Genomic DNA, 26,831 nt, shown 5'->3' on the forward strand with positions numbered 1-26,831 from the left:
AATGACCGGACCGCGCTGCTAGACTTAACAGGTCATGCAATATCGTTCCGGAAGCCAGATTCGCGAGGATTTCCTTCGCTTTTTCGAGACCAAGCAGCATCGCCGCATCCATTCGTCGTCGCTGGTGCCGGCCAATGACCCAACGCTGCTGTTTACCAATGCGGGCATGAACCAGTTCAAAGACGTCTTCCTGGGGGCGGAAAAGCGTGACTATTCGCGCGCCACTACCAGCCAGAAGTGCGTCCGCGCCGGCGGCAAGCATAACGATCTCGAAAACGTCGGCTTCACCCGCCGCCACCACACCTTCTTCGAGATGCTGGGCAACTTCAGCTTCGGCGACTACTTCAAAAAAGACGCCATCGCTTACGCCTGGGAGCTGCTCACCAGCCCGGAGTGGTATGGAATCCCTAAGGACAAGCTCTACGTCACCATCTTCGCCGGCGAGGGTTCGGTACCTCGCGACGACGAGGCGGAGCAGTTCTGGATTGCGGCCGGCGTTCCCAAGGAGCGCATCTTCGAGATGGGCGCCAAGGATAACTTCTGGCAGATGGGCGAGACCGGCCCCTGCGGCCCCTGCAGCGAGATCTACTTCGACCTCGGTCTTGAGGCTGCTGACCAGCCCGGCGTGGACGTTCCCTTCCCACAGGACGAGCAGCGCTATGTCGAGATCTGGAACCTGGTCTTCATGCAGTTTGACCGCGCCTCTGACGGCACGCTGACGCCGCTGCCGAAGCCCTCCATCGACACCGGCATGGGCCTGGAGCGCATTGCATGCGTACTTCAGGGCAAGATCTCGAACTTCGAGACGGATCTGTTCACACCGCTGATTAATCGCGCTGAACAACTCACCCATCACAAGGTCGAGAAGGATTCGGATATCGACGACCGCTCACGTGCCTCGCTGCGCATCATTGCCGATCACGCCCGCGCCGCTACTTTTCTGATCAGCGATGGTGTACTGCCCGCCAACGAAGGCCGCGGCTACGTGCTGCGTAAGATCATGCGCCGCGGTATCCGCCACGGACGTCTGCTCGGCCAGGAACAGCCCTTCATGCATCAGATGGTCTACGCCGTCCGCGATGAGATGGGAACGGCCTATCCGGAGCTGCACGAGACCGCTGATCGTGTCGCCAAGGTAGTGCTCGCCGAGGAACAGCAGTTCGCTCGCACGCTGCAGCTCGGTCTCTCGCAGATGAACGAAGAGACGCTGAAGTCGGGCGCGCTCGCCTTCCGTCTGTACGAGACCTTCGGCATGCCGCTCGACTTCATGACGGACGCCGCTCGCGACGCCGGCATCGAGTTCGATCTTGTGGGCTTCGAGAAGGCCAAGGAAGAAGAACAGGCCCGCGCCCGCGCCTCCTGGAAGGGCGGCTCGCAGAAGACCGCCGCTCCCGTCTTCCGCGACCTGCCGAAGACTGAGTTCCAGGGATATCGCCTGTTGCGCGTCGATGGAGCGAAAGTTCTGGCCGTTGTTAAGGATGGCGTCGGCGCCAGCGTGTTGAATCCGGGCGATGCCGGTGAGGTCGTGCTCGACACCACCAGCTTCTACGCCGACTCCGGTGGCCAGGTAGGCGATATCGGCTGGCTCTACTCTGCCGATCACAACTCGGTCGTTGCCGATGTTGCCGGCTGCACCAAGCCGGTGCAGGGCGTCTTTGCGCATAAGGTGGTCGCGCGTCAGCCGATCGCGGTGGGCGACTTTGTCGACACCGTCGTCAATGGCGAGGTCAGGGCTGCCTCTACCCGCAACCACACCGGCACGCACCTGCTGCACGCCGCGCTGCGCGAGGTGCTGGGCACCCACGTCAAACAGGCAGGTTCGCTGGTCAATCCGCAGCGCCTGCGCTTCGATTTCTCGCACTTCTCGCAGGTAGCGGACGAAGAGCTTGAGCACATCGAGTCCATCGTCAACGATCAGGTGCTGAAGAACACTCCCGTACAGGTCTTCGAAGATGTGCCGATCGACGAGGCCATCAATGACCTGAAGGCGATGGCTCTCTTCGGCGAGAAGTATGGTGACCTCGTCCGAGTCATCAAGATCGGCGACTTCTCCACCGAGCTCTGCGGCGGAATCCACACCGCGGCCACCGGCGAGATCGGTTTGCTGAAGCTGGTGGGAGAGGGGTCGGTCTCGAGCGGCGTCCGCCGTGTTGAAGCTGTGTCCGGTACCGGAGCTCTCAGCGAGTTCCGCAAGGACTTCGATGTGGCTCGTGTGGCTTCGCAGATCGTCGGCGCGACGACGGCGGCTGACCCTGGCATAGCGCTCCGCGAGAAGATCGCGGCGCAGGAAGAGGAACTGAAGAAACTGAAGCGTGAACTCGACCAGGCGCGCATGAAGTCAGCAGCTTCGGCGGTCTCCGGCGATGCGGCCGTCGATGTCGACGGCATCAAGTTGCTGGCGCAGCGCGTGCCGGGGCTCGACCGCAACCAGATGCGTGAACTGGTCGACAACCTGCGGAATCAGATCGGCTCCGGTGTTGTGGTGCTGGGTACGGCCACCGAGGATGGAAAGGTAGCCCTGATCGTGGGCGCCACCAAGGATCTTGCCGGCAGCAAGGTGCACGCCGGCAAGCTGGTCGGCGCGCTCGCAGCGAAGGTCGGCGGCAAAGGCGGGGGACGTCCTGACCTGGCCGAAGCCGGAGGATCGGATGTCGCGGCCCTCGATGGAGTCATCTCCTCCGCAACCGAGACCCTGAAGGCATTGCTCGGGTAGGCACGAATCCGGGTGCCCCAGGTCCCTTAGGGATCTGGGCATTCGCGTTTCGCGCGTACCGCTTTCTACGTACCAGGAGATATCGGCAGAGAAGCAGATTCTTCGTTCCCTCCGGTCAACCACCCCAGCCAGCAAGCTGGCTGGGGATCCCGGTCACTGCGAAATGACAAAAGGGAAGGACGAACCGGGTTGTCACGCGAAATAACAAAAAGCGGATCGACTCCGATACCCCATTTACCACCCAAGTACGCTCCGGTTTTTGTGCAGGTTTTCCGGGTTAACTGGTCGGTAAACTGAAAGCGTTTCGGCTTTTGCCGGCGCTGCCGCATGCGTGTCTTTGCCTCAATTCGCTCTGGAATCGTTGTCGGGCTGTGCGTCTCTACGCTGGCGGTGGCGGCAGTGCGGAGGAAGGTGGTGACAGTCTCGCCCTGGCAACAGGCTGAGCAGTTACGTGAGCAGCTCGAAGCAACACCCGAGCAGCAGCGGACCCGCGCGGCTTACTCCCGCGCCATGGACGCTTATCGCGCTATTTATCACGCCAATCCCGCCGACATGCATGCTCCGGGCTCCATCTTTGCTGTAGGTGAGCTGCTTGCCGAGCAGGGCCGCAGCCTGAATGATCCAAAGTCGTTCCAGGCCGCGCTCGGTCAGTTTGAGTTCCTACGCAAGCAGTATCCCGGTTCATCGTTACGAATCCCGGCGCTTCTGGCCGAAGGCATCATTGCACAGAACGATCTCCGCGATGCGAAGCTGGCCCGCCGGCATTATGACGAGCTGCTGCGGCGCTATCCCCATTCGACAGAAGCGCAGGACGCCCGCGCCGGTCTCGACGCTATCAAGCATGGCGATCGTCCTGCTCCGCGTCAGCCGGTAGAAGCTCAAGCAGCGCCCCCGGTGGAGATGCCGCAGCCGCGCCAGAGCAACCTGGCACGAATACCGGCAATGCCTCTTACCTCAGGAGCGGCGTCGGGTTCGGCGATCGACCCAATGCCTTCGAGTGCTCCGGCTGATACGTCTTCGCAGAAGCTGCAGCCGGTCTCGACCGCACCTATGCCTCGTCACAAGGGAGCGCTGGCACAGGTCAGCGGTATCCGCCACTGGTCCACGCCCGACTACACGCGCGTCGCCATCGATCTCGGCGATGAGGTGCAGTATGAGGCCGCACGCGTCCCCAATCCCGAACGTATTTTCTTCGACCTGCACGGCACACGGCTGGCGCAGGATCTGGTGGGCAAAAACTTTACCGTCACCGACGACGGGTTCCTGAAGAAGATTCGCATCGCCCAGTTCTCGAACGACGTTACTCGCGTCGTGCTCGACGTAAACAATGTCACCGAATACTCCGCGTTTCTATTGCCGAATCCGTATCGGCTCATCATCGATATTCATGGTTCGAACGGTGCAGGGAAGAATAACAAGCCTACCGAAGTTACTGCGAAGCAGCAGGGCGAAGGCGTAACAGCAAAGGTCGCGGACAAGTCGGCTAAGCCCGTCAATGACGATCACGAAGGCGTCTCCCGCCCGGCGAACGATTCCGTTACCGAAGATCAGTCTTTGCCTCCAGCTCCGGAGAAGAGTGTGGCTCCGGTCTCGGCCGTGCCCAGCACGATCGCGACGAAGCAGGCGAGCACACGCGAGGTCGCGAATCTCAGCACACAGCCCGGCAAAGTCAAGGCGACGTCTGCTCCCACGACACAGCCCATCGCCGCAAGCGTGCGGCCTGTAGAGGTTGCTGTGAATGACCTGCCCGCTCCTCCTGCTGCGGACAAGAAACAGCGCAAGGGAAAGAAGATCGCCGCCGCGGACGAGCCCATCGGCCATATCGCCACACCGACGGCTGCGGGTGAGACCTCGCTGGTGCGTGCGCTCGGTTTGAAGATCGGCCGCATCGTGATCGACGCCGGCCACGGCGGTCACGACTCCGGCACCATTGGTGTCGACGGACTGATGGAGAAGGATGTTGTGCTCGACGTTGCACTCCGTCTGGGCAAGCTGCTGCATGACCGTCTAGGCGCGGAGATCGTCTACACGCGTTCCGACGATACCTTCATCCCGCTGGAGACGCGTACAGCCATCGCCAACAAAGCACAGGCAGATCTCTTTCTTTCGATCCACGCCAATAGCTCACGCGACGACTCCGCCCGCGGTGTCGAGACCTACTATCTGAACTTCACCTCCCAGCCCGATGCGCTGGAGGTCGCCGCTCGCGAGAACGCGGTCTCCAATCAGTCGATCTCGCAGTTGAGTGACCTGGTGAAGAAGATCACGTTGAAGGACAAGATCGAAGAGTCGCGCGAGTTCGCCTTCGATGTCGAACAGTCGCTCTATAGCGGCCTGCAGAAGGGTAACGACGGCCTGAAGAACCGCGGCATCAAGAAGGCTCCGTTTGTCGTCCTTATCGGCGCGAATATGCCCTCTATCCTCACCGAGATCTCGTTCGTGACTAACCCTAGAGATGCCTCACAGCTCCGCCAGCCGGACTACCGCGAGCGCATCGCCGAGTCCATCTATAAAGGTGTTGCCCGTTATACGAGCGGTCTTAGCGGCATGAAGCTGGCTGACGCGAATGGCGGCGGGCCGAAGGCCACCGGAAACTAAGACATCTCAATCGAGAACCCATGCACGGGGTGCCTCACCCATCGCAAATCACCCCAACGAACGAGTTCGTCGGGGACCCCGATACGCGATGGGTGGGATATTCGAGCGAAGCTCGAATAAGGTGGGAGCCGTGGGCTTTCAGCCCGCGGTCTATCGACTCAACATAGAAATGGGCTAAAGCCCGTTTATTTTTATGCCTTTATCAGCGGGCTGAAGCCCGCTACTCCCACCCGTTTTAGACCTGCTGGCCTGGTCGTAGATCATTTGCATTTGTCGATACATCCTAGGCCAGATCCTTAGAGAAGCAGATTTCTTCGCTCCCTGCGGTCGCTACGAAATGAGAAACAAAAAAAGAGTTAGCTACCGCGTATGAAATGCGACGATCTCTGCATCAAGACCAACGTTCCGTCTTACATGCACTCGTAGCAATGCTTCGAATGGACGAGCCAGGTTATGGTCCAGCCCCGCGCGTTTTGCCAGATCGGCGCGATGTATCGGATCGAGTGCGAACTCCACGGCGGACTGTGTGCCGACCGTTGTCAATCCTGTGAAAGCAAGGATACGGGTCGACGGTTCAAGACCGGGTAGCAGTGCGACAATCGCATACTCATCGCTTCCATCGGTGACGAACTCGTGTGGCTCCCCGGCAAGCGGATGTTCATTGCTCACATAGCCATGAGCGTTGCTATCCAGCCGGATCACAAACTGAGTCGCCCTTGGCAGTTCCGCCAGCGCCGTGTTCTGTGTGGCAGCTCCCAGAAAGACAAGATTGCGCGACTTCGCGTCATCCCACGTCACCAGTCTGCTGCGCTTCAGCACGAAGTCACGATTCGCGCGATCGAAGAAACGCGTCAGGGTGTAGATAGCCTGCGCCTCTCCCGTGCCGGTATAGGTGTCGTCTTCTGGCGCATCACTGGCCGTGCCGGGGGGAAGCAGCCGCAGCCCCTCCTTCAAAGGAGCGCCACGAAAGATGGGATTGCTGTAGATCACCAGCGGTGGCTGATCCTGATTTAAAAATGGAGCCCAAAGCGGATCACGTAACTGCGCAGACGCAATCCCGCGGCGCGGCAGAGCATAGCCAAGCACCAGGCCCGTAGCCAGAGCCACCAGAATGAAGATAACGCCGAGCGATATCCGCCCTCGACTTTCGGGAGCCGTGACGGTTGGAAGTGAGAGAGCGGATGTCATTGCGGGAAGACTGGCATCGCCGGTCGAGCGCTTCTTGAAGACAGGCAGGTAGTGGCCCTTCGGGATCTCGATAGTGATGGGCTCCGACGCACCTTCCTCCTTAAAAAAGGAGGCGAGTTTCTGCCGCAGCAGCCGCGCTTGCGATCGTACGATCGAGTCCTCACTGGAGTTGTAACCCGGCTTGCGGCCGAAGACATTGACTCCAATCTGTTGTTCTGAGGCCTCTTCCGGGCATTCGCGCAAAGCGCAGTCCACGATGTAGTTCAGGAACTCCCTGAGCTTCGGTGAAGCGGTCAGCTGAGAACCGTTTGAAACCCGCTCCGTGACGCTCCGGTACTGTTCGATCTCTTCCGGGCTGAACTTCATTTCCAATCAACAGTTTACTCCCGTGAAGCACAGTCAATTGACCGTAAAGCGGCCTGCCAACCTGTGTCACGGGATAGCCCGCATGCAAAGCTGAGGCATCCAACACGACGTCCCGACAAGAGACGGCGCATGGTTTCCACCATGCAGGAGTAAACACAATGAAGAAGCAACGACGTGTATCCCTCGTGGGCTACTGTCTGCTCGCACTGGTCTTTTTGATCGCCGGCGCGGCGCAGCTCTCTGCCCAGGCACTCTACGGATCCCTGTACGGCAACGTACTCGACGCGACCGGTGCCGCCATTCCTGGAGCCACAGTGACCGTGACAGACATTCAGAAGGGAACGCAGCAGGTCGTGACCTCTGGGCCCGACGGTGGCTGGAGGGTCGATCGCCTGATCCCCGATACATACAAGGTCAAGGTCGAGGCTCCCAACTTCTCTCCGACCGAATCGCAGCCCGTCGACGTCCACGCCGACAACGCTCAGAAGGTCGACCTCACCGTCGGCCTGCAGGCTGCGGCCACGACCATCAATGTCACCACCGAAGCTCCCGCCCTGAAGACAGATAAAGCGGATGTTGCAACGGTGCTCGATCAGACCACGATCGCAAATGTACCCAACTTCACCCGGAACTTCACGAACTTCCTGCTGCTGACCCCGGGCGTGCAACACTCCAGCTTCAACATCGCCGGCCCGGAGAATCCGCAGGGCGGCATCGCTCTTAACTCCAACGGCTCCAACTATGGCGAGCAGGGTTTCATCCTCGACGGTACCGACAACCGCGATCCCGTCCTGGGAATCATCGTGATTAACCCCACGCTCGACTCCATTGCGGAGACCAAGGTCATCACGCAGAACTACGATGCTGAGTTCGGCGGCGCTGCCGGCGGTATCGTCAACGTCACGACCAAGTCGGGCGGCAACGACCTTCATGGCGATGCCTTCTTCTTCCGTCACAGCGACTACTTCTATGCTCGCAACCCATTCACGCAGTACCAGGCCGATCCTGTCAGCAAGCGCTTTGTCCCCAGTGAGCTCTATAGCCAGTTCGGCGGAGCCCTCAGCGGCCCCATTATTAAGGACAAGGCATTCTTCTTCCTCGACTATCAGGGCCTGCGTCAGCGGCTCGGCAGCACGGTGCAGCAGAACGTGCCTACGGCGTTACTGCGCTCCACCTGCCTTGCATCGAGCGGGAACTGCAACCTTTCACAGTACACGAGCCAGGTGCTCTATAACCCTGTCACCAAGACTCCGTACAGCAGCACGCCAGGACAGATTCCGGTAAGCGCGCTCTCTACACAGGCAGTGAATCTGCTGCGCCTTATCCCTGCCCCCAACGCCAACGGTACCTCGACCGCGAACAATTATGTCGCCAGTGGTAACGGTGTTCTCAATGGAGATCAGGCGGACGTTCGTCTGGATCACCAGGCAACCCAGAACCTGCATCTCTTCGGCCGCTATGATTACGCTCTCTTCCGCCTGACTGGCGTACCGGTCTTCGGCGCCGCCGGTGGACAGGGCTTTGGTCTGCAGAACACCAGCGGCCTTACCAACACGCAGAATCAGAGCGCGACCGCGGGTCTCGACTGGGCGCTCTCGCCTTCGCTCGCGACTGACCTTCGCTTCGGCTTCCTCAGCTATCACGTTGCCGAGAGCAAGTATCCCGGCCAGGTCTCTGCGGACGCGCTCGGTATCCCCAATCTGAATGTTGCGGCTGATACCGGCGGAGCTCCGACCTTCAACTTCAACCAGGGCGGCTTCAGCGGCCTGGGCAACCAGGGCTGCAACTGCCCGCTGCTGCAGAGCGAGCAGGTCTTCCAGCTTGTGAATAACTGGACCAAGACCCGCGGCAACCACACCATCCGCTTCGGCGCCGACCTGCGTTATGCGAAGAACGTCCGTAACGCCAGCGATTTCAACCGCAGCGGCCAGTTTGTTTTTGATAACTCATCGACGGGGCTGAATGGCTCCGGCGGGAGTGATGTCGCTTCGTTCCTCGTCGGTTATGCAGCGCGCTTCCAGCGCTTCGATGTCTTTATCAACGATCAGTACAGCTATCAGAAGCGTCTTGCCTTCTATGCGCAGGACAACTGGCGTGTCACGCCGAAGCTGACGGTGAACTACGGCGTCCGCTGGGATCTCATCTTCCCCGAAGCGGTCAACGGACTGGGACACGGCGGCTTTGCTTCGCTCGAGGCCGGCGGCATCCGTGTTGCGGGTGCAAACGGCATCGGCACCAATGGAAACCAGCGTATGGACTACACCAATCTGGCGGGCCGTCTCGGCATCGCCTATCAGCTTCATCCCAACACCGTCATTCGTGCGGGTGCGGGCATGACGTATGACACCGTCGGTTACTTCGGAACCCTCTTCGGCAGCGTGCTCTCGCACAACCTGCCGGTGCAGGGCAATGAAGATGTCAATCGTACCGGCAACTACGCCGCCAATCAGTATGCCGCTTCGCTGGCTGCGCCGCCGACGCGACCCTCTGCGTTCACCATTCCGACGAACGGCATCATTCCGTTCCAGGATAAGTACGCGCAGGAGTTTCGTGGCGATCGCATCACGCTGCCACGGGTCTTCCAGTACAACGTCGCCATCCAGCAGCAGTTTGGCAGCAAGACCACGGCTGAGATCGCATACGTCGGCAACATCGGCGATCGTGTTTATCCCGGTGAGACCTTCGGCTACGACCTGAACAGTCCACGCCTGCCAAACTCGGCGGCAGAGCTTGCTGCCGGCAACACGGTACGCCGTCCCTACTACAACCGGTTCTCCGGTGTGTACCAGGGCCAGGTCGTAACCTGCTGCTCCAGCGGTATGACCAGCGCACAGGCGAACGGCCGCGCCATCTACAACGCACTGCAGACCAAGGTGACGCAGCGTATGTCGAATGGTCTGTCTTTCAACGCTAACTACACCTGGTCGAGGGCCATGAACTATGCCAACGACGCCGCCTTTGCGCGGTACAAGCGTGCCTCATGGGGCCGCAACGACACCAACCGCGAACACATTTTTGTGCTGAGCGGCGTGTATGAGCTGCCCTTTGGCAGGAACCGCATGCTCTTCTCCACGGTGAGCAAACCGGTCGATTACGTGATCGGCGGATGGTCTCTCTCCGGGCAGAGCACGTGGGAGAGCGGACGTCCATTTACGCCCACCTATGCGGAGTGCGCGTCAGATCAGGATCTTGACACCGGCTTCGCCAGCCCGGGAACGACGAGCCTCTGCCGTCCGAACGGCAATGCGTCTGCCTTCCCGCGGTCGGTCGGCTCGTTCGATACGTCGAGTCACTCCCGCCGTTACTTCACACCGGTGGCCGCGCTTGCAACCAATGGAGCTGTCTCCGGTCCGTTCAGCCGCCCTCAGGTCGGTCAGTTCGGCAACATCGGCCGTCTCTCGATGGTTGGCCCCCGTGACTTCTTCGCGGATGCCTCGTTGATCAAGGACTTCCCGATCACCGAGCGTGTAAAGGGGCAGTTCCAGTTCCAGGCCTTCAACGTCTTCAACCACGCGGCCCTGGATATCCCCACCGCAACCTATGGGCGTTGCATCGACTGCTCACTGTCCACACAGTCGACTGCCGGTACTATTACCTCTCTCGAACCCAACAGCACGATGCGCCGTCTGCAGTTTGCGGCACGTCTGCAGTTCTAGCTTGCAGGCGGGGCGTGAGGACCGGTATCGGTCTTCACGCCCACTTACTCGTGAGATGTTTTGGAATCCGTAACAAAATGATGTCATCCTGAGCATCGCGAAGGACCCGCTCTTCAACACCTGTGACGGCAGGTCCTCCCATCAACACCTGAGGTCTCATGCGTTTCGTTATGCCACGCATACTGCGTCTGCCTGTTGCTCTTGCTGCTCTGTATCTTCTCTCTCTGGCGAGCGCATGCGCGCAATCGCTTCCGCTCGACCGCGCTTATCAGCAGCGTGAATTTCATGCTGTCGATGCGTTTTCCCTCAATGCGAATCCACTCGTCATCTATCGTCATGCCCGCGCCAATCAGCCCTTTTCTGTAACGGGAGAGCGCGGAGCTATTCTCGGCCAACAGGATGGAAGCTTTGAGCTGTGGCTGCTTCCCGTGAAGATCTTTCACAACGCGAAGCTCTCGGCGCGGCTTGAGGGCTATCCCGCGCTCATCGATCTGAATGCGCAGGCGGCGGAGGTCGAGGTCCGTCCGGACCACACGACTATTACTTACTCGCATGCTGCGATTACGGTGAAGCAGCACATGTTCGTTCCGCGTGGACAGCCGGCTGGTTTGGCGACGGCGATGGTTCTCTTTGAGGTGCATGCATCGCGCCCCGCGGCCATTACGCTCTCACTCGATCCAAGCCTCGAACGTCAGTGGCCCGCGCCTAACTTCGGCCGTCCGAACGGTAGCTGGATCCCCGCAGGCACCGGCGGAGCCTACCTGCTGGAGACGGACAACCCTGCCTTCTTCGGCGCCATCGCGATGCCGCAGGCGGCACACGGCGATATCCGTCCCTACCAGGAGCGCCCACAGACCACACCGCTAACCTTTACTTTTACCTACGATCCGGCGAAGGACGATGCGCACTTCTATCCACTGCTTTGTTCGGTCGCAGATCTGTCGAGTGCCACGCCGCAAGACAGGCGCGCACTGCTGGAAAAGACCTTTGCTGCCGGCGATCACGTTCAGGATCTCTATCGATCCACGGCAGATTACTTTGCTCATTTCTTCGATCGGCGGCTGACCGCGCATACGCCGGACAAGCATTTCGATGAAGCGTTGCAATGGGCCGAAGTCGCGATCGAGCAGTCGAAGATCGCGCGCAGCGATGGAGCAGGTCTTGCGGGCGGATGGTACACCTCCGGTGATTCAGCCCGTCCCGGTTTCGGCTGGTTCTTCGGCCGCGACACACTGTGGACGCTCTATGCCGTAAACAGCTATGGAGACTTCACGCTCAGCCGCCAGGCACTCGAGTTTCTCATCTCGCATCAACGCGAGGACGGCAAGATGATGCACGAGTACTCGCAGACGGCCGACGCCGTGGAGTGGACAAAGCTGCCATATTTGTACGCCTCCGCCGATGCGACGCCGCTGTTCGTCATGCAGATGGAAGACTATGTCCGCACTACTGGCGACGTCGCGTTCCTGAGGGCGCATTGGGACAATGTGAAGCGAGCCTATGCGTTTACACGCGCTCACACGACTGCGGGAGCCTTCGACAACTCACAGGGAACAGGCTGGGTGGAAGAGTGGTTGCCGAAGCTGCCTCATCAGGAGATCTACCTGGTGGCTCTCGACCAGCAGAGCAGCGAGGCGATGTCGCGACTGGCAACGCTGATGAAGGATGCCGAACTTTCATCCTCCGCGGCAAGCACAGCAAAGTTGATCGCCACACTCCTCAAGGAATTCCGCGGCAGCGACGGCATGTATGCATTCAGTCGCGATGCCGATGGCGCATACGAACGTGTGCCGTCGATCTTTTCCAGTGTTGCCTGGTGGACTGGCCAGCTGAGTTTGCCGGATGCGAATCCGATGTTTGCCGCGTGGGCCGGCTCGCAGTTCAGCACGGACTGGGGAACGCGTTCGGTGGCGAGTTCCGCGGCGATTTACGATCCCATCAGCTATCACCACGGTTCGGTGTGGCCGCTCTATACCGGTTGGGTCAGCATGGCGGAGTTCCGTTCCGGACATAGTCTTGCGGCGATCGAGCATCTGCGCCAGAACATGCAACTCACCTGGCTGCAGGATCCCGGCTTCGTCACTGAGGTGTTGTCGGGCAAGTTCTATCAGCCGCTGGGGCGCAGCAGCTCGCACCAGCTGTGGTCGTCGGCGATGGTGCTCTCGCCCGCCATCCGCGGTCTCTTTGGGATTGAAGGGGATGCGCAGCGGCATGTCCTTTACGTCCATCCCCAACTCCCGGCGGACTGGAATGAGGTTACGTTGAACAATGTACGAGTCGGCGATGAGTTCTATACGGTTAGTATGCGGCGTATGGATGGCTCGCTTGAGGTGGAAGCCACTTCAGAGAAGCCGACGGTGCTCACACTGGTTGCAGGCTCTGAAACGCCCTCGGCTCCACAGAACCCGTCAACGCACCATGTACTTCGCCTGCCGTTGCCAGCGGTCGAAGTCGCTCTTCCTCTTATGCAACCGCGTGAAGGCGAGGAGACCTCGGAGCTGAAGGTCATCGATCAGCAAGTGACGAATCGCCGTCTGACGCTCACACTGGAAGCACCTGCAGGAGCGACACAACGATTAAAGGTGCGCACAAACAGCAAGCAGAAACTTGTGCTGCACGCGGCCGGCGGAGATCTTCGCGATGATGTATTGCAGCTTTCGTTCGAAGGAACGCCGCAATCCACTCCAAAGTACATTTCCAAGACGGTGACGCTAACTTGGTAGGAGTGATGAATTAGAGATAGCCCATGCACGGAGTGCCCCATGTCCCTCGGGGCATGGGTTCGAGTGGAGCTCGACCGGGTGGGAGCCGCGGGCTTCAGCCAGGCTGAAGCCCGCGGCTCCCACCAATTCCACTGATCTACTGCAGCATCAAAGTCGCCAGGGTCGTTACACCATCGAAAAGATTTCCCACACAGGCCGGCTCACTCCCAAGCCGTCGCGGGAACTAAATCGACCCCGGCGTTGTCTATTTCTTCATGCAAGCTGCGGCGTGCTTCCATTGGCGGTCGGATGGTAGTCTCACAAGTGTGATCAGGCGTTGCTTTTCCGCGGTTCTTCTCAGTGTTGCTCTGGGAGCAGGTGTGTTTGCCCAGCAGCCGGCAGCTCCGGGAACGAGCCAAGCTCAGAAGCCATCGACCACAGTACAGCTGCCCCCGGCGCCGCTGCTTCCGCAGTCGCTCGGGGCATGGACGCTCACTGATCAGAAGCCCGCTGTCACCGATACAGGCTTTAACGACGTCATCAACAAAGAGCTGGGCGTAAAGCGGTCGCAGGCAGGTGTTTACACCTCCGGAAACAATCAGCTCTCGATCGTTGCGACGCAGTATATGGATGCGACCGGTGCTTATGCTGCCTTCGCTTCGCTGCGTCAGGCGGACACGCATGCCACTCCGGTAAAGGTTGGAAATGAGTCTGAGGTGAAGGGAAACGAGGTCCTCTTCTGGAGCGGACCAACGCTGGTCTCTGCATCGTTTCAAACACAGCCCGACTACAAAGCATTGGAGACATTGACCAATGGCCTGCCGAAGCTTGGCGGCGCCGCAGGCCGCGCTCCGGGACTGCTCTCGTATCTGCCGAAGTCTGGGCTTCGTGCGGAGAGCGTGAAGTATGCCGTTGGTCCTGCGACGTATCAGCGCGATGGCGGGCAGTTGAATCCCTCCATCGTAGATTTCTCCAAGTCGCCGGAGATCGCCACAGGGCAATATCCTCATGGCACCTTCGTTGCGATCTACTATCCCACGCCAACGATTGCGGGTGATCGCTCGCGTGAGCTGCTGAAAGATCTACTTGAGCATCTACCGGCAGGAGCCACAACAGACTCTGTCGCTGTTCGCCGAGCGGGTCCCATTGTTGCGGTCACCTATGGTCAGTTCACTGCGGAAGAGGCCAAGAAGCTTCTTGATCAGGTGCACTATGAGACCAACATCACCTGGAACAAGCCAGAGGGTTACATCAGTGAAGCCAGCAAGGCGGCACGCCTGCTGGTCAACATCATCCTTGGTGTCTTTGCCATGGGTCTCGCTGCGTTGGTGCTGGGAGCATTCTTTGGTGGAGGCCGTGCATTGATTCGCGTGCTGCAGGGAAAGCCTGCCTCATCGATGCATGATGCCGAGTTCATTCACCTGGACCTGCGCCAGGATGCCCCACCTCTCCAACGGGAAAACTGACCCGTTTCTGGTGCAGCCAAATATCTAACGGGCTGAATTCAGGCAGGTTCGCCGGAAAAGATTACCTTTTCTGAGGAGAACAAAGGGCGAACAGGTTTTGGCCCAGGTTACTGTTTGGTCACTCTTTATCTCATTGATAATAAGCGGCTTGTGGACGGTCAGAAATTGCCTTGACACCCCGTTTGGGCGAACCATAGTATTTCGCCAGAAAGTTCTGATGGCTTTGCCTCCGTTGGAACTATTCTCCCTACGAAGAGGCCGCCCTGTTGCCGGGCGGCTTCTTCCTTTTCATTTCTGCCGCCTTTGCGTGCAGCGTCAATCCCCGATAAAATCACGGAGGAGTCCGCCGACGTAGCTCAGTTGGTAGAGCAGCTGATTCGTAATCAGCAGGTCGCCGGTTCAAGTCCGGCCGTCGGCTCCATGGATTCTGTGATTTAGGCAGGCCTCGAAGGTTTCGATGAGCCGATGTGGTGTGAAAGTGTGACCGTCCTGAGGGCAGTCGCGCTTTTTCTTTTGTACGCGATGCCCTCTCCACGAACGACCGGTTATGCGAACTCGGAAGAGGTGATAAGGCATGCGAGAGCATTTTCCCTGTTGCCGGGTATCCCGGAAGGGTCGTGCAGCGGCGTTTTCAGTGCGGAAAACGTCCATAGATGCGGAAGCTCTGGACTACACCTACAGGGAAAATGCTCTAAGTGCGACCGGCGACGGCCCGACCTATCAGCGTATTACCGCGAAACCGCGGATGTGGTTTTTTTGCCACATTCTGGCTCTACTTCTTATCCCAGTGATGTCCGGGACGTTGATGGTCCGAGGCCAGATGTCGACCGGACAGATAGTGGATGTCTGCGAACATGGGGCAGTATGCGATGGCGTTACGGATGATACCGCTGCGATTCAGACAGTGCTTTCGAGATCACAGAAGATTCGCATCCCGTCCGGAAAGACTGTGCTTAGCGGCCCGATCAATGTTCCCAGCAACCGTACGATCCAGGTAGATGGCGCCATGAAGCTGAAGGCGGCTACCTATGCACCGCTTACAGGACTTCTCCAGGGCCATGAGGTGTCGAATATTACGGTCAGCGGCAAGGGCACGCTGGATGGGAATCATCAAAGCGGCGGGACTTCTGCGATCTTCTTCGATAATGCCTCGAATATCAGCACCAGCGATCTGCGCATCGTCTCCGCCGGCAACGGCATCATGTGCTACGCATGCACCAACTTCACCGCACGGCGTCACCTTGTTACTGATACCTTCGCCAATGCGATCAAATGCGAGACATTCAACGGCGACTCGCGTGGCTGTTACATCGAAGATAACCAGATCGAGACAACTTCCCAGCAGGACGGCATCTTCCTCTGGAATGATCACGGCTATACTTTCACCGACTTCAAGGTCTGTGGCAACAAGGTGCACAACGTAACCGATGTTGGTATTGAGATCAGCGTCGGCGTCGTGGGCGGAACGTTGTGTAATAACCGGGTGACCAGTGATGTTGCCCGGGGTAACACCGCGTACTACCTGCGAAGTGCCTCCCATGTGACCAGTATCGGCAATTATGGTCGAGGTACGACGGATGGCTGGGTCGTGCAGTCGAATGGCGAATCGCAGGCCACCGATATCACGAGCACCGGCGACGTTATGGAGTACATGACCCGCGCGGGTTTTAAAGTCAGCAAGGGTGTCCGCATTACTGTTACGAGGGCGACCTCGCAGGCCAATGGAGTCGGTTTCAATATCTCCCAAAGCAGCGATGTCAAATTGGTTGATACGATCGCCCACCACAATAAGCTGGACGGCGCGGCCATTGAAGATACCGACACGCTCGAGATCGTCGGCGGTCAGTACTATGACAATGTACAGCAGCCGGGAGCGGGCGCGGACATCAGCGCCATCCGTCTTGCCAGGAACACGGGCAATGGGGTGCGCAACGCGCGAATCCGGAACGTGCAGGTATGGGATGACCAGCCCAGCCGCACCCAGAATTACTGTCTTTCGCTTGAGGGCACCAATGCCGTCTCGGCAGAAGACACCTCCTGCCGCACCTCAAAGTCGGGTCAGGCGGTCTATAAAACGGGGAACAACAGCAACAATGAGTTGCCGGCTGGATGGTAGCCCCTTCCGTACCGCCGCCGTGCGCTGACGAAGACCCTGGATCAAGCCCATAGGTAATGGACAACTCTGTGCTCATGTCTCTCCCTAACCGCATTTCTGTCGATGGTTAGGATATGTTCTCCATGCATGACGTCTTCATTGCCATCCTTTTTCTCGTGATTCTTATTGCTCCCTGCCTCGTCGCTTTGGGCTTCACTGACGACACGGGCGAACTTTAGTATCAGATTTGGTACGAGAATTCCACTGATTTCTTCCGTAGAACCCGCTAACCCTCTTGATTACAGCTTGTTTGCGAAGCATACTCGGCACAAGAGGAGACGGTGTCGACCGAGATCACCCCAAGCGATAGCTACAGCCGTCAGGATGTGCTTCGTATTCTGCGGCTCCATCCCCGGCAACTGGCCGGGTGGGAGCGTGCTGGCCTCTCGGCCGTCAAAGAAAGCTACAGCTTTGAAGATCTGGTGCGGTTGCGGCGTCTGCGCGACCTCAGCGCCTCACGTATCTCATCCCGTTCCATCCGTGCCGGCATCGATGCCATGCAGCGGGTCTCAGGCATGACCAATCCGCTGGTTGAGGCAGCTTCCATTGCCCGCCGCGGCTCCCGTCTGGTCTTCCGTCACTCCGGTGCTCTGGTCGATCCTGTCGCGCAGCAGCTTCTCTTCGACTTCGATCCGCAGACTTCCCGGCCGCTTGCCGTGGTGCACGCGCATGAAGCTGCCATCGACAAGGCGATGCACGTGCAGGAGATGTTCCTGCAAGCGGTGCAACTGGAAGAGCACGCCGCGACTGTCGGCCAGGCACAGCAGCTCTACCTTGACCTGCTGGAGCTCGATCCCAATCACGCTCCAGGCTGCATCAACCTCGGCACCATCTACTACAACCAGAAGCTGTATGGCCGAGCCGAGCAGCTCTACCGTCGCGCAACGATTGCTGACCCCAGCTACGCGTTGGCTTTCTTCGACCTTGGCAACGTGCTGGACGAGCTGCAGCGGCTTCCTGAGGCCATTGAGGCCTACAAGCGTGCCATCGCCCTGTCACCCTCCTATGCCGACGCCCATTACAACCTGGCGCTGACCTACGAGCGCTGCGGAGAGCGCCGCCGGGCGCTGCCCCATTGGCTTGCCTATGTCCGCCTGGACCCCATCGGGCCCTGGGCCACACACGCCCGGAGCCAGGCCAGACGCATCCTGGCCGGTGAAAAGCTGGCCATCGTGAAACGTCACGCAAGCAAATAGTTCGCAAAGGGCCTACAATCAGTGGTAGGACCACATGAGTAAGGCCCAAAAGCACACCCCACTGCCATTTCTTGGTCTTGCCTGCGCTGTGGGCGTGTCCAGCATTTATTACAACCAGCCGCTGTTGGTGGAGATGGGTCATACCTTCGGCGCCACCAGCGGAGCCACCGGATACGTCGCCGTAGCGACGCAAGTGGGCTACGCGCTGGGCATGCTGGCTTTTGTCCCCATGGGAGACCTGAAGGAGCGTCGTGGCCTCATGCTCCGCATGTACGCCGCCGTCTCCATCGCGCTGCTTCTGACGGCGGCGGCCCAATCGCTGCCATGGCTCATTGCTGCCAGCGCTCTGGTGGGCCTGCTGGCGTCCGTAACGCACATCGTGTTGCCCATTGCCCCCGACCTCGCCAGCGACGAAGAGCGCGGCCGCGCGATCGGTACGGTAATGACCGGCCTGCTGCTGGGCGTGCTTCTGGCCCGCACCTTCTCCGGCTGGGTCAGCCGGATTCACTTCGGCGCCGCTGCGGGCTGGAGAACCGTCTTCGTCGTTGCCGCGGTGATCAATCTCAGCTTCGTTCCTATGCTGCGGCGCACCATGCCGGCTCTGCCGCCAAAGCATAAGCTCAGCTATGGTGACGCCATTCGTTCCTTGTGGACTCTGTGGTCGAGCCAGCGGCTGCTGCGCGAGTCGGCTGCGATGGGCGCACTCATCTTTGCCTCCTTCTCCTGCTTCTGGACCACACTGGCCTTCTTTCTCGGGACTCGCTATGGCCTTGGAGCCGGCGTCGCCGGTACCTTCGGTGTTGTGGGAGCTGCCGGGGCGGTCGTCGCTCCGCTTGCCGGACGCATGGCTGACCGTCACGGACCTCGCTACGTTCTCTCCTGGGCTCTGGTAACGCTTGCGGCCAGCTTTGTCTGGCTGTGGGTGCAGGACCGCCTGCACATGCCTATGGCGGCTCATGTGGGCGCTATGGTGATTGGGGTCATCGTCCTCGATATGGGCGCGCAGATGTCGCAGATCGCCAATCAGACCCGCATCTTCGGTCTCGACGCCTCAGCTCGCAGCCGGCTGAACACGGTCTACATGACGGTGTACTTCACGGGCGCAGCCGTCGGCTCAGCCCTGGTGACCTTCGCCTGGGTGCACTGGCAGTGGAACGGCGTCTGCATGCTGGCGCTAGCCCTGCTCAGCGTTGCCGCCATCGTGCACGCTACCGGACAAAAGGGCGCTTGCTCGGTGGATCACATCCCAGTTGAGGAAGAACGCGTGCTGGAAGTTTAGGAAGACAGTTTCCGTTGGTGTTATCTCGTGAATCAGCAGAAGTCGATTGTTTACGGCTTCCCATACTGACGAAGGATCGCGTCCTGCCACTGTTGCGAAACCCCAAGAGCCTGGAGTTCTTTTGCACGCAGCGTGAACGCGGTGGCACATGGGTGAGCCACTTGTGGCAAGGCTGCAGGAAAAATTTTCAGCCCATTTGCGTTCTCATCCGGATAGAGATGAAACTCTGTCTCTCCAGCTACGATTTCTATGCCGCAATCGCGAGTGCCTTTGTAACTGGCCACATAAAGAGCCTGAAGATGTTTCGATCGAACGGTGATCCATGGCATGCCATCGCTCGAAGATGTGCTGACTTCTTCCGCCTTTCCCTTGGGAAAGACTTTGTCCCATCTCACGGCGTCACCAGTCCGCAGATCGTAGACCAATGGAAAGGTCTCATCAAAAGGATGAACTCCACCACAGTCAGCGCTGTCTGAGACGAGCACGCTCAGCAAGGCGGGACCGCTTTTGGTAACCGTAACCACTCGTTTCCAGAACATGCCCGGTCCACTGCACGCTTCTGCGGCTTTCCTGACCCAGAGGTCTTGCCGATCGAGTGCGGCATTGATCTTTGCCTCGGCGATATTCGGAGCTGCAATGCGGGGCAGAGCAGCAACTCCCTCCCGGATCTGCTGCCCGCTCACCAGCTGCAAGGTCTTCTGCGCAACGCTCCAGTGAGCTGAAAGGAGCAGGGCTAATCCCAGACAGAGCCCAGGCTTTAGCTTGTCAACGAGTGGCATTCAGCATCCCTCCTCATTGTCTTGGGATCGCAACTCGAGATAAATATTTGTCGGATGGTCCGTAGACCGGTTCCCCACCAGGCAAGGCATCATAATAGCAATGTTTTCAAATTCCGCCCTTTGAAAAGAAAGGTTTGGTCATGCTGAACGTTCGCCGCAGAGTTGGACTCGTTCTTCTTACTACGTGTGCTTTCAGTCTCACCCTGCTGCCACCCGCCTACGGTCAAAGGAATGTTCACGCCGTTCTTGTAGCCACCGCCAACCGAAAGGCGGCTCCGATCTTTCATCTTTCAAACTCGAATGGAAAGAAGGTTCAGATCGCGGACTTTCGTGGAAAGGTTGTTCTGGTGAACTTCTGGGCAACAGAGTGCGGCGGCTGCGTTCTGGAGATTCCGTCTTTCATCGAAATTCAGCACGCATACGAAAATAAAGGCTTCACCGCGCTCGGCATCTCGGCAGACATCCCCTATGAAGGGCTGAAGAGTGAGCATGAGGCGTGGGGAAAGGTGCGGCCGTTTGTTCGCAGCAATCACGTCAACTACCCAATCGTGATGGGCAACGACGCTGTCATCAAGTCTTTCGGCTTCGCTTTGTATCCGGCGACATACCTGATCGATAAGTCAGGACGCATTGCGGCGACCTATATCGGGATCGTAAGCAAAGAGGATGTTGAAGCCAACATCAAGCGCCTTCTTGCGGAGTAGCGCAGAATTATAGATCGGGACTTCAGCCCTCTGTCTTTCTCGTGTCTGAGACCTGGGGCGTTGCCCCAGGCTGGTATAGAACGCGCCTTCAGCGCTTTGATTCTGTGTCTTGTTGTGAAGTAGTGACTTCCTTACCCACCCATCGCGTTGCGATGGATGGGGCACCCAGTGCATGGGCTATCCCATGTCTTAACGCTTTAACTTTTAACTTTCAACTTTTAACTCTTATCTGTACTAACTGCTGTGGCCGCAATTGTGCTGCAAGCAGTTCGCGGGCTTCGTCGGTTAGCCGTTGCGGAGTCCATCCGTCCAGCAGTGTGATCTCGACCGTGCCGGTCTCGGGAAAGCCGTAAAGGCGATTGCGAATCAGTTCCGTCATCATCGCTGTTGCCGTCTCATCCTCTGTCGGACGATACAGCGAAAGCCGAACGATATGTTTCTGCGGAACGCCGGGAATTCCCGCTCCCGGCGCCTCTTTATCGGGAGTGACGCTGATCTCTTCGATCAGGCCCAGAGCTTCCACATTCAGCTTCAGAGCAGGATGGAAGCAATCACGCAGGGCGCGGCGAATATGCTCGATGGTCATAGCTTGTCCTGCCCAAACACTCCAAACCACCCATGCCGTACGTCTTCAACTTTCAACTTGAAACCTGCAACGTACCAGACGAAGGTGCCCAGATACCCAACACCACCGACGTCGTACGTCTCCAACTCTTCTCAGTGTTTCCGTTCGACGAGGAAACGCGCAATCGTCTTCAGCGGTTCGGCGGCCTCGCCCCATGGCGCGATGGCGTCGTATGCCTCGCGGATCATGGCGTCAGCATCGGCACTCGATTTCTCAATGCCGTAGACTGCCGGCCAGGTGGCCTTATCGGTCGCGGCATCTTTGCCGGCGGTCTTTCCCAGTTGAGCAGAGTCCTGCGTAAGATCCAGAACATCGTCCACGATCTGGAAGGCGAGGCCCAGTTTCTCGCCGAACGTGCGCAGGCGCGCCACATCTTCTGCGGAGGCGCCGGCATACAGGCCGCCGGCAACGATGGAAACCGTGATCAGAGCTCCGGTCTTCGAGCGGTGAATCGCCTCTACCAAGTCAGCGGTGGGCTTCTTGCCTTCGCTTTCGATATCGACCACCTGCCCCCCGATCATGCCGGGAGCAAGTCCATCGGTGCCCACGCCCGTATTCACGGCGATGGAGACCTCGCGAAGAATCTGTACCGCCGCTGCCGCCGGGCACTTCAGGTGTGCCAGTGTCTGGAAGGCCGTCGTCTGCAGAGCGTCGCCGGCAAGAATGGCAATCGCTTCGCCGAAGACCACATGGCAGGTCGGCTTGCCGCGGCGCAGGTCATCGTTGTCCAGCGCCGGAAGATCGTCGTGGATCAGCGAATAGGTATGCAGCATCTCGATGGCGGCGCCGCACTCCTCTACGCCTTCAGGCAAACTGCCGGCAACCATGCGGGCTGCTTCGAGCACCAGAGCGGGCCGAAGCCGTTTCCCGCCAGCGAAGGTCGAGTGGCGCATGGCGCGATGAATGGAATGGGGCTGGGCATCGGGGCCGGGCAGCAGGCGCTCTAGCGCGGCGTCCGTCAGGGTGACGGCTTCGGTAAGTATGTTTTCGACAGACATTGCGTTCACGTTTAAGAATAAATGGTCACAGTGGCGTACGACCGTGCTGTGATTCGATTCGATGCACCAGGATCGCTGTCAGAATGCCCATAAAGAAGAGCACCAGGCCCAACAGTTCTGCCGGCGTGTGGTGGTAGTGGATCTCCACATCGTTCGGCCCGGCGGGCAAAGGAATCGCCATCAAACCGTCAGCACGCTCGGTAATGGGAACCGGTGCGCCGTTGTTGGTCACCTGCCAGGCGGGATAGGCGCGCCGATTCACGATCAGCCAGAATGACCGCGGCCACAGCACCTGCATTCGCGTATGTTCCGTATTCCAGGTGACATCTTCTGGTCGAGGAGGAAGGCCCAGGACGCGCATGCGCATCTCCGTTCCCGGACCCAGCGCGGGCGCCGGAGCGTCCGGCTTAGCGGCGATCCACCATACGGGATTGCCCTGTTGCAGCGCGTCATTGTCCGCATCACGCACCGTGTATTCGTCCGTGGGCATCACGCCGCTGCCGCGGGCAAACAGAGCAATGTGTGCAGCGGGTGCGTCTTCCTCATCGCACTGCTGCAGGTAAAAGTGATGCGCGATGACGGTGGTAGCGGCCAGAACCGCTACGGCTCCGGCAGGCATGATCCAGTTCTTTCGAATACGCGTAAGAGATGGCACGCTCAGCGTCAGCAGGACGGCGGCAATGGTCTGTTGCAGGCAAAGGAAGCGCCAGGGGAATTGCAGGAAGCCGAGTTGCGGCGCGTGATGCCACACCACAGCCGAGACCGGCAACAGCAGAAGCAGAATCATCAGTGTCATGGCGCCGAGGAGGCGCGCTCTCCTATCGCGGCGAAGCAACAGCACCAGGGGCAGACTTACGGCGAATAACACAACCGCGATCCGCGAGGCCTGCCACAGGACTGTATCGTGCAGCGGATCCGTTGTGTGTCCGAAGAGGAAGTTATCCTTGGGCCGCATGCCTTCGACCATTGCCATCGCTGCCTGTACCCATTTGCGGTCCAGGACCGCCGGCACAATATAGAACGCCGCGAAGAGCAGACCGAAGAGGGTGCCCAGCGTAAACTGCGTGATGGTCCCGCGACGGAGCGCACTCGGCCACAGTACCAGCCGCAGCAGGCCAAGCATCAGCAGACCATAGCATCCCAGCACCGCGGCAGGAGCGTTCGTCAGCCACAACAACGCCACTGGGATGGCGATTTCGAGCCATCGCGGTCTCTCGCGCAACAATGCTGTCAGCAGCAATGGCATCCATGCCGCCGCAAGCAACTCGGCATAAGCCGTACGCTCGTAGGCTGTAAACAGAAGATAAGGATTCCCCAGGTATGTGACGGCAATTGCAGCCGGTATCCAGCGGTGCTGGTTTACAGAATCGCCTCCCACTGCCGACACCATGTGCAGACACGCTACACCTGCGAGGAAGAGGCAGAGCCATGTGTAGACAATGGGTGCAACCGTATACGGCATCAGGAAGCCAAGCAGGCCTCCGATGACCCATGAAAGCGGCGGATAGAAGACGAAGCGCGGTTCACCCGCTCCCCAGGCGGCGGTGAAGGCCCACTGCGGATGCAGCACGCCACGCTGAAACTGTGCATGTACCTCCAGCCAGTTCACCAGGTGGAAGTCGAAGTCATGGCCGCAGGAGCAGCCATGCAACACCAGAGGCAGCACGGCAAGAAATGCGGCCACCGCAATAAGGGCGGCAGGCGCAAGCTGTCGCTTCCACGCTGGTGGGCTCATGGTTCCAGCGTAAGTGTGTGCTGTGCCTTCACCGTCTTCCAGGGAAGCGGCAGAGGCTTGCCGCGATACCAGTTGGTCCACTGGTCGCGGAAGTTTTCGCTGCGTGGGTTGCCGGACTGGCCGACAGGCAGATTGAGATTCGAGTTCTCCCAGTCTGCAAGATCGGCAGTGAAACGTTCGCTGGCGCCGAACGTCGCAGAACCCGCACGCACGGTAATGCTGTCGCCAGGTAGCGGGAAGTCGCCGGGACCGGTGGGCGCAGGGAAGATACGGCGGAAGATCCGGTTCGATCCGTAGAGAGGATGCTGCAGGTCGATGCGGTGCATGGAGCCATAGCTCCAATGCGACAGGTCTCCGGGAGCATGCGCATCCCGCAGTCCCTCCTGAACAGCAGCCGTCAGTAACTCGTTCCAGTCACTGTACTGGCTCGGGAGCCACCGTGCCGGAGCATGCGAGATCAGCTCTTCCTGCACAAACGCACGGGAGTTCCAGCGATAGAGCCTCCAATCGTTGCCCAGCAGAGGCCGTAGCAGCATGGGCCACAGCGCCGTGCGCGTCGAATTCACAATGGCTGCTGCCGCGGAGTTGGTCTCCATGTTGCCGTTCCACACGCGCAGCAGATCGGCGGCCTGGTGCAGCCGCTTATCTTTCGTCTTTGAGTGGTCGATGGCATATGCCAGCTTCTGTGCAATGACGCGGTCGCCGTCAGAGTAGACGTCGAGCTGCAGCTTCATCATGTCGGCTGCTGTCAGGCCCTTGGAAGGTAACAGCTGCTTCCAGATGCGCTCATTGCGGTAAGGGTTCTCCCAGTCGAGCGACAGCGTATACGGAGCATCGTCTGCCGTGACGCGGGCATTGGCCGTAGCTAGTACACCGGACTCAGGATCGAGCGCCTGCGGCATCAGGTCGTAGCTCGCATAGCCACTCCACTCATACGAGCCGTCTGTCACCGGGACCGGAGATAGGCCGGAAGGATGCTGTGCATCGCCACGCACCGGCACCTTGCCAATAGCGTGATAGCCGATATGTCCCTGGTCATCCGCATAGACGGCCGAGAGTGATGGTCCTCCGAAGTTGCGGAAGGCCGTCACGAACTGTTCGTAGGTACTGGCCTGATCCACTGCCTGGAAGGGAAGGCTGGCGGTGATCTCGGGATCATAGATCGTCCATGCCAGCGCCAGCGGCCGCTGTTCCCGCGGAATCATCGGGCTGATGATGGGCGTGGGGTGTCCGCCGTGGCTGGTCAGACTGATTTCCAGCGGCACATCCTTACTACCGCGAACGTGGATCACCTCCTGACGGGTGGCCACGGGCAGCCAGTTGCCCTCATGCGTCTGGAACTCGCGCTGCTTCGGATTGGCGGCGGAGGGCCGGAGCTTTTCGATATAGAGATCCTGCACGTCAGCGAGCGATGCGGTGAAGCCCCAGGCGATGTGCTGATTATGGCCCACGATGATGAAGGGCAAGCCTGGCAGTGCGACACCTGCCGCATGTAGCTCAGGCGACTCCAGAGATGTCTCATACCAGATGCCTGGAATATCGAGTCCCAGGTGCATGTCGTTCGATAGCAGCGGCTTGCCCGTCGCGGTGTGCGCTCCGCTGACCGCCCAGTTGTTCGATCCGGAGACGCAGCCGTCGCAGGCGAAGGGATGAAGGACATGCTGCAGCTCTTCGATGGAAGATGCTGGAAGCGTCAGCTTTGTCTGCGTCTCATCCAGCGGAGCGTCGGGAGGGTCCTGATTGGGCGCGGAGAGACTCGGGTGGCCATCTACGGGAGGATGATCGCGCCACGAGCCGACTGGATAAAGATCGGCCAGCAGCTCGGGCGACAGCCGGGATGTGAGCGTCTCGCGAGCCAGCTTGGTGGGGAATGAGGTCGAGAGCTCCTGGCTCATCGACAGGCCCACCAGTAGTGAGTCATGGGGGGTCCACTTCGCCGGGGAATAGTGAAGCAGCCGGAACTCCAGCGGAAGATGCCCCTCGCTCTCGGCAATGAAGGCGTTCACACCATCGGCGTAGGCGTTCAGCAACTGCATCTGGTCTGCTGCTATGTGAGGAAGCGCGGCATCGGCCGCGGCTCCCAATTGCAGATAGCGCTGTGCCCGGTCGTGTTCCAGTGTCATGGAGCCGAGGATCTCCGACAGACGCCCTTCGGCGTAGCGCCGCAGCATGTCCATCTGCCATAGGCGGTCCTGCGCCGTGACATATCCCTGCGCGAAGGCGAGGTCGTGCAGATTGCCCGCATGAATCGCCGGCATGCCCGCTGCCGTGCGCTCTACCTTGACGGGTGCGGTGAGCCCGCGAGCATACACGGTTCCGTCTACCTGCGGCAGACTCACATTGAGCGCATGTGAGAGCCACAGCCGTAAAGAGACGCCGGCAATCAGTACTAGAGCAAGAACAACGCCGGCGCTCACGCCAACGTACTTCAAAATCCGGCGTGTGCGCTCCGGAGAGCTCGCAGCGGCCTGGAGGTCGGTTACTTCCATGGTCAGCTTGAGTCTAGAGCATTTTCCCTGTTGCCGGGTGTCCCGGAAGAGGAGTGCAGCGGCGTTTTCATTGCGGAAAACGCCCATCGATGAGGAAGCCCCACTCTATCGATGAGGAAGCCCCACTCTATCGATGAGGAAGCCCCACTCTACACCCACACGGAAGATGCTCTAAACGCATT

The 26,831-nt window shown here is 59.3% G+C and carries 15 protein-coding genes and 1 tRNA gene; 10 read left to right on the forward strand and 6 right to left on the reverse strand.

The window, feature by feature from the left end; genetic code table 11:
* Positions 1–34: 34 nt before the first annotated feature.
* A complete protein-coding gene (gene alaS / locus OHL21_RS08385; protein ID WP_263416804.1) occupies positions 35–2,713 on the forward strand; it encodes an alanine--tRNA ligase in 2,679 nt (892 codons plus the stop codon).
* 327 nt (positions 2,714–3,040) lie between these two features.
* On the forward strand, positions 3,041–5,311 hold the full coding sequence (locus OHL21_RS08390) for an N-acetylmuramoyl-L-alanine amidase (RefSeq protein ID WP_263416805.1): 2,271 nt from the start codon (positions 3,041–3,043) through the stop codon (positions 5,309–5,311).
* A gap of 360 nt (positions 5,312–5,671) precedes the next feature.
* On the opposite strand, the gene OHL21_RS08395 is transcribed toward OHL21_RS08390, so the two are convergent.
* Positions 5,672–6,865: a hypothetical protein gene (locus OHL21_RS08395; RefSeq protein WP_263416806.1), complete on the reverse strand. Its 1,194-nt coding sequence runs from the start codon at positions 6,863–6,865 to the stop codon at positions 5,672–5,674.
* 158 nt (positions 6,866–7,023) lie between these two features.
* Here OHL21_RS08395 and OHL21_RS08400 point away from each other — a divergent pair, with 158 nt between their 5' ends.
* The 7 genes from OHL21_RS08400 to OHL21_RS08430 all read left to right on the forward strand — a co-directional run bounded on the left by OHL21_RS08400 (position 7,024) and on the right by OHL21_RS08430 (position 19,319).
* Positions 7,024–10,521 carry a TonB-dependent receptor gene (locus tag OHL21_RS08400; protein ID WP_263416807.1) on the forward strand — a complete coding sequence of 1,166 codons (3,498 nt, stop codon included), beginning with the start codon at positions 7,024–7,026 and terminating at the stop codon, positions 10,519–10,521.
* Positions 10,522–10,691: 170 nt separating this feature from the next.
* Entirely contained in the window at positions 10,692–13,244 is a 2,553-nt protein-coding gene (locus tag OHL21_RS08405) for an amylo-alpha-1,6-glucosidase (RefSeq protein WP_263416808.1), read from the forward strand.
* Between the two features lie 305 nt (positions 13,245–13,549).
* On the forward strand, positions 13,550–14,689 hold the full coding sequence (locus OHL21_RS08410) for a DUF6599 family protein (RefSeq protein WP_263416809.1): 1,140 nt from the start codon (positions 13,550–13,552) through the stop codon (positions 14,687–14,689).
* Between the two features lie 345 nt (positions 14,690–15,034).
* Positions 15,035–15,110: transfer RNA gene (locus OHL21_RS08415), tRNA-Thr, on the forward strand.
* A 213-nt stretch (positions 15,111–15,323) separates the two neighbouring features.
* Entirely contained in the window at positions 15,324–16,805 is a 1,482-nt protein-coding gene (locus OHL21_RS08420) for a glycoside hydrolase family 55 protein (RefSeq protein ID WP_263416810.1), read from the forward strand.
* Positions 16,806–17,125: 320 nt separating this feature from the next.
* Positions 17,126–18,040: a tetratricopeptide repeat protein gene (locus OHL21_RS08425; protein WP_263416811.1), complete on the forward strand. Its 915-nt coding sequence runs from the start codon at positions 17,126–17,128 to the stop codon at positions 18,038–18,040.
* 34 nt (positions 18,041–18,074) lie between these two features.
* On the forward strand, positions 18,075–19,319 hold the full coding sequence (locus tag OHL21_RS08430; protein WP_263416812.1) for an MFS transporter: 1,245 nt from the start codon (positions 18,075–18,077) through the stop codon (positions 19,317–19,319).
* 50 nt (positions 19,320–19,369) lie between these two features.
* On the opposite strand, the gene OHL21_RS08435 is transcribed toward OHL21_RS08430, so the two are convergent.
* Positions 19,370–20,098, reverse strand: a complete 729-nt coding sequence (locus OHL21_RS08435) for a hypothetical protein (RefSeq protein ID WP_263416813.1) — start codon at positions 20,096–20,098, stop codon at positions 19,370–19,372.
* A 140-nt stretch (positions 20,099–20,238) separates the two neighbouring features.
* Between OHL21_RS08435 and OHL21_RS08440 the strand changes: the two genes are divergently transcribed.
* Entirely contained in the window at positions 20,239–20,802 is a 564-nt protein-coding gene (locus OHL21_RS08440; protein ID WP_263416814.1) for a peroxiredoxin family protein, read from the forward strand.
* A gap of 211 nt (positions 20,803–21,013) precedes the next feature.
* On the opposite strand, the gene OHL21_RS08445 is transcribed toward OHL21_RS08440, so the two are convergent.
* From OHL21_RS08445 to OHL21_RS08460, 4 genes are all read right to left on the reverse strand, one after another.
* Positions 21,014–21,388 (reverse strand): DUF59 domain-containing protein, encoded by a 375-nt coding sequence (locus OHL21_RS08445; protein ID WP_263416815.1) that lies wholly within the window; start codon positions 21,386–21,388, stop codon positions 21,014–21,016.
* 131 nt (positions 21,389–21,519) lie between these two features.
* Positions 21,520–22,425 carry a polyprenyl synthetase family protein gene (locus tag OHL21_RS08450; RefSeq protein WP_263416816.1) on the reverse strand — a complete coding sequence of 302 codons (906 nt, stop codon included), beginning with the start codon at positions 22,423–22,425 and terminating at the stop codon, positions 21,520–21,522.
* 25 nt (positions 22,426–22,450) lie between these two features.
* Complete coding sequence (locus OHL21_RS08455; RefSeq protein WP_263416817.1) at positions 22,451–24,160, reverse strand: glycosyltransferase family protein; 1,710 nt, start codon at positions 24,158–24,160, stop codon at positions 22,451–22,453.
* Positions 24,157–26,649, reverse strand: a complete 2,493-nt coding sequence (locus tag OHL21_RS08460) for a penicillin acylase family protein (RefSeq protein ID WP_263416818.1) — start codon at positions 26,647–26,649, stop codon at positions 24,157–24,159. Before OHL21_RS08460 ends, OHL21_RS08455 begins: the two co-directional genes overlap by 4 nt.
* Between the last annotated feature and the right edge of the window lie 182 nt (positions 26,650–26,831).

This window comes from Terriglobus albidus, from assembly GCF_025685425.1.
GTDB lineage: Bacteria > Acidobacteriota > Terriglobia > Terriglobales > Acidobacteriaceae > Terriglobus > Terriglobus albidus.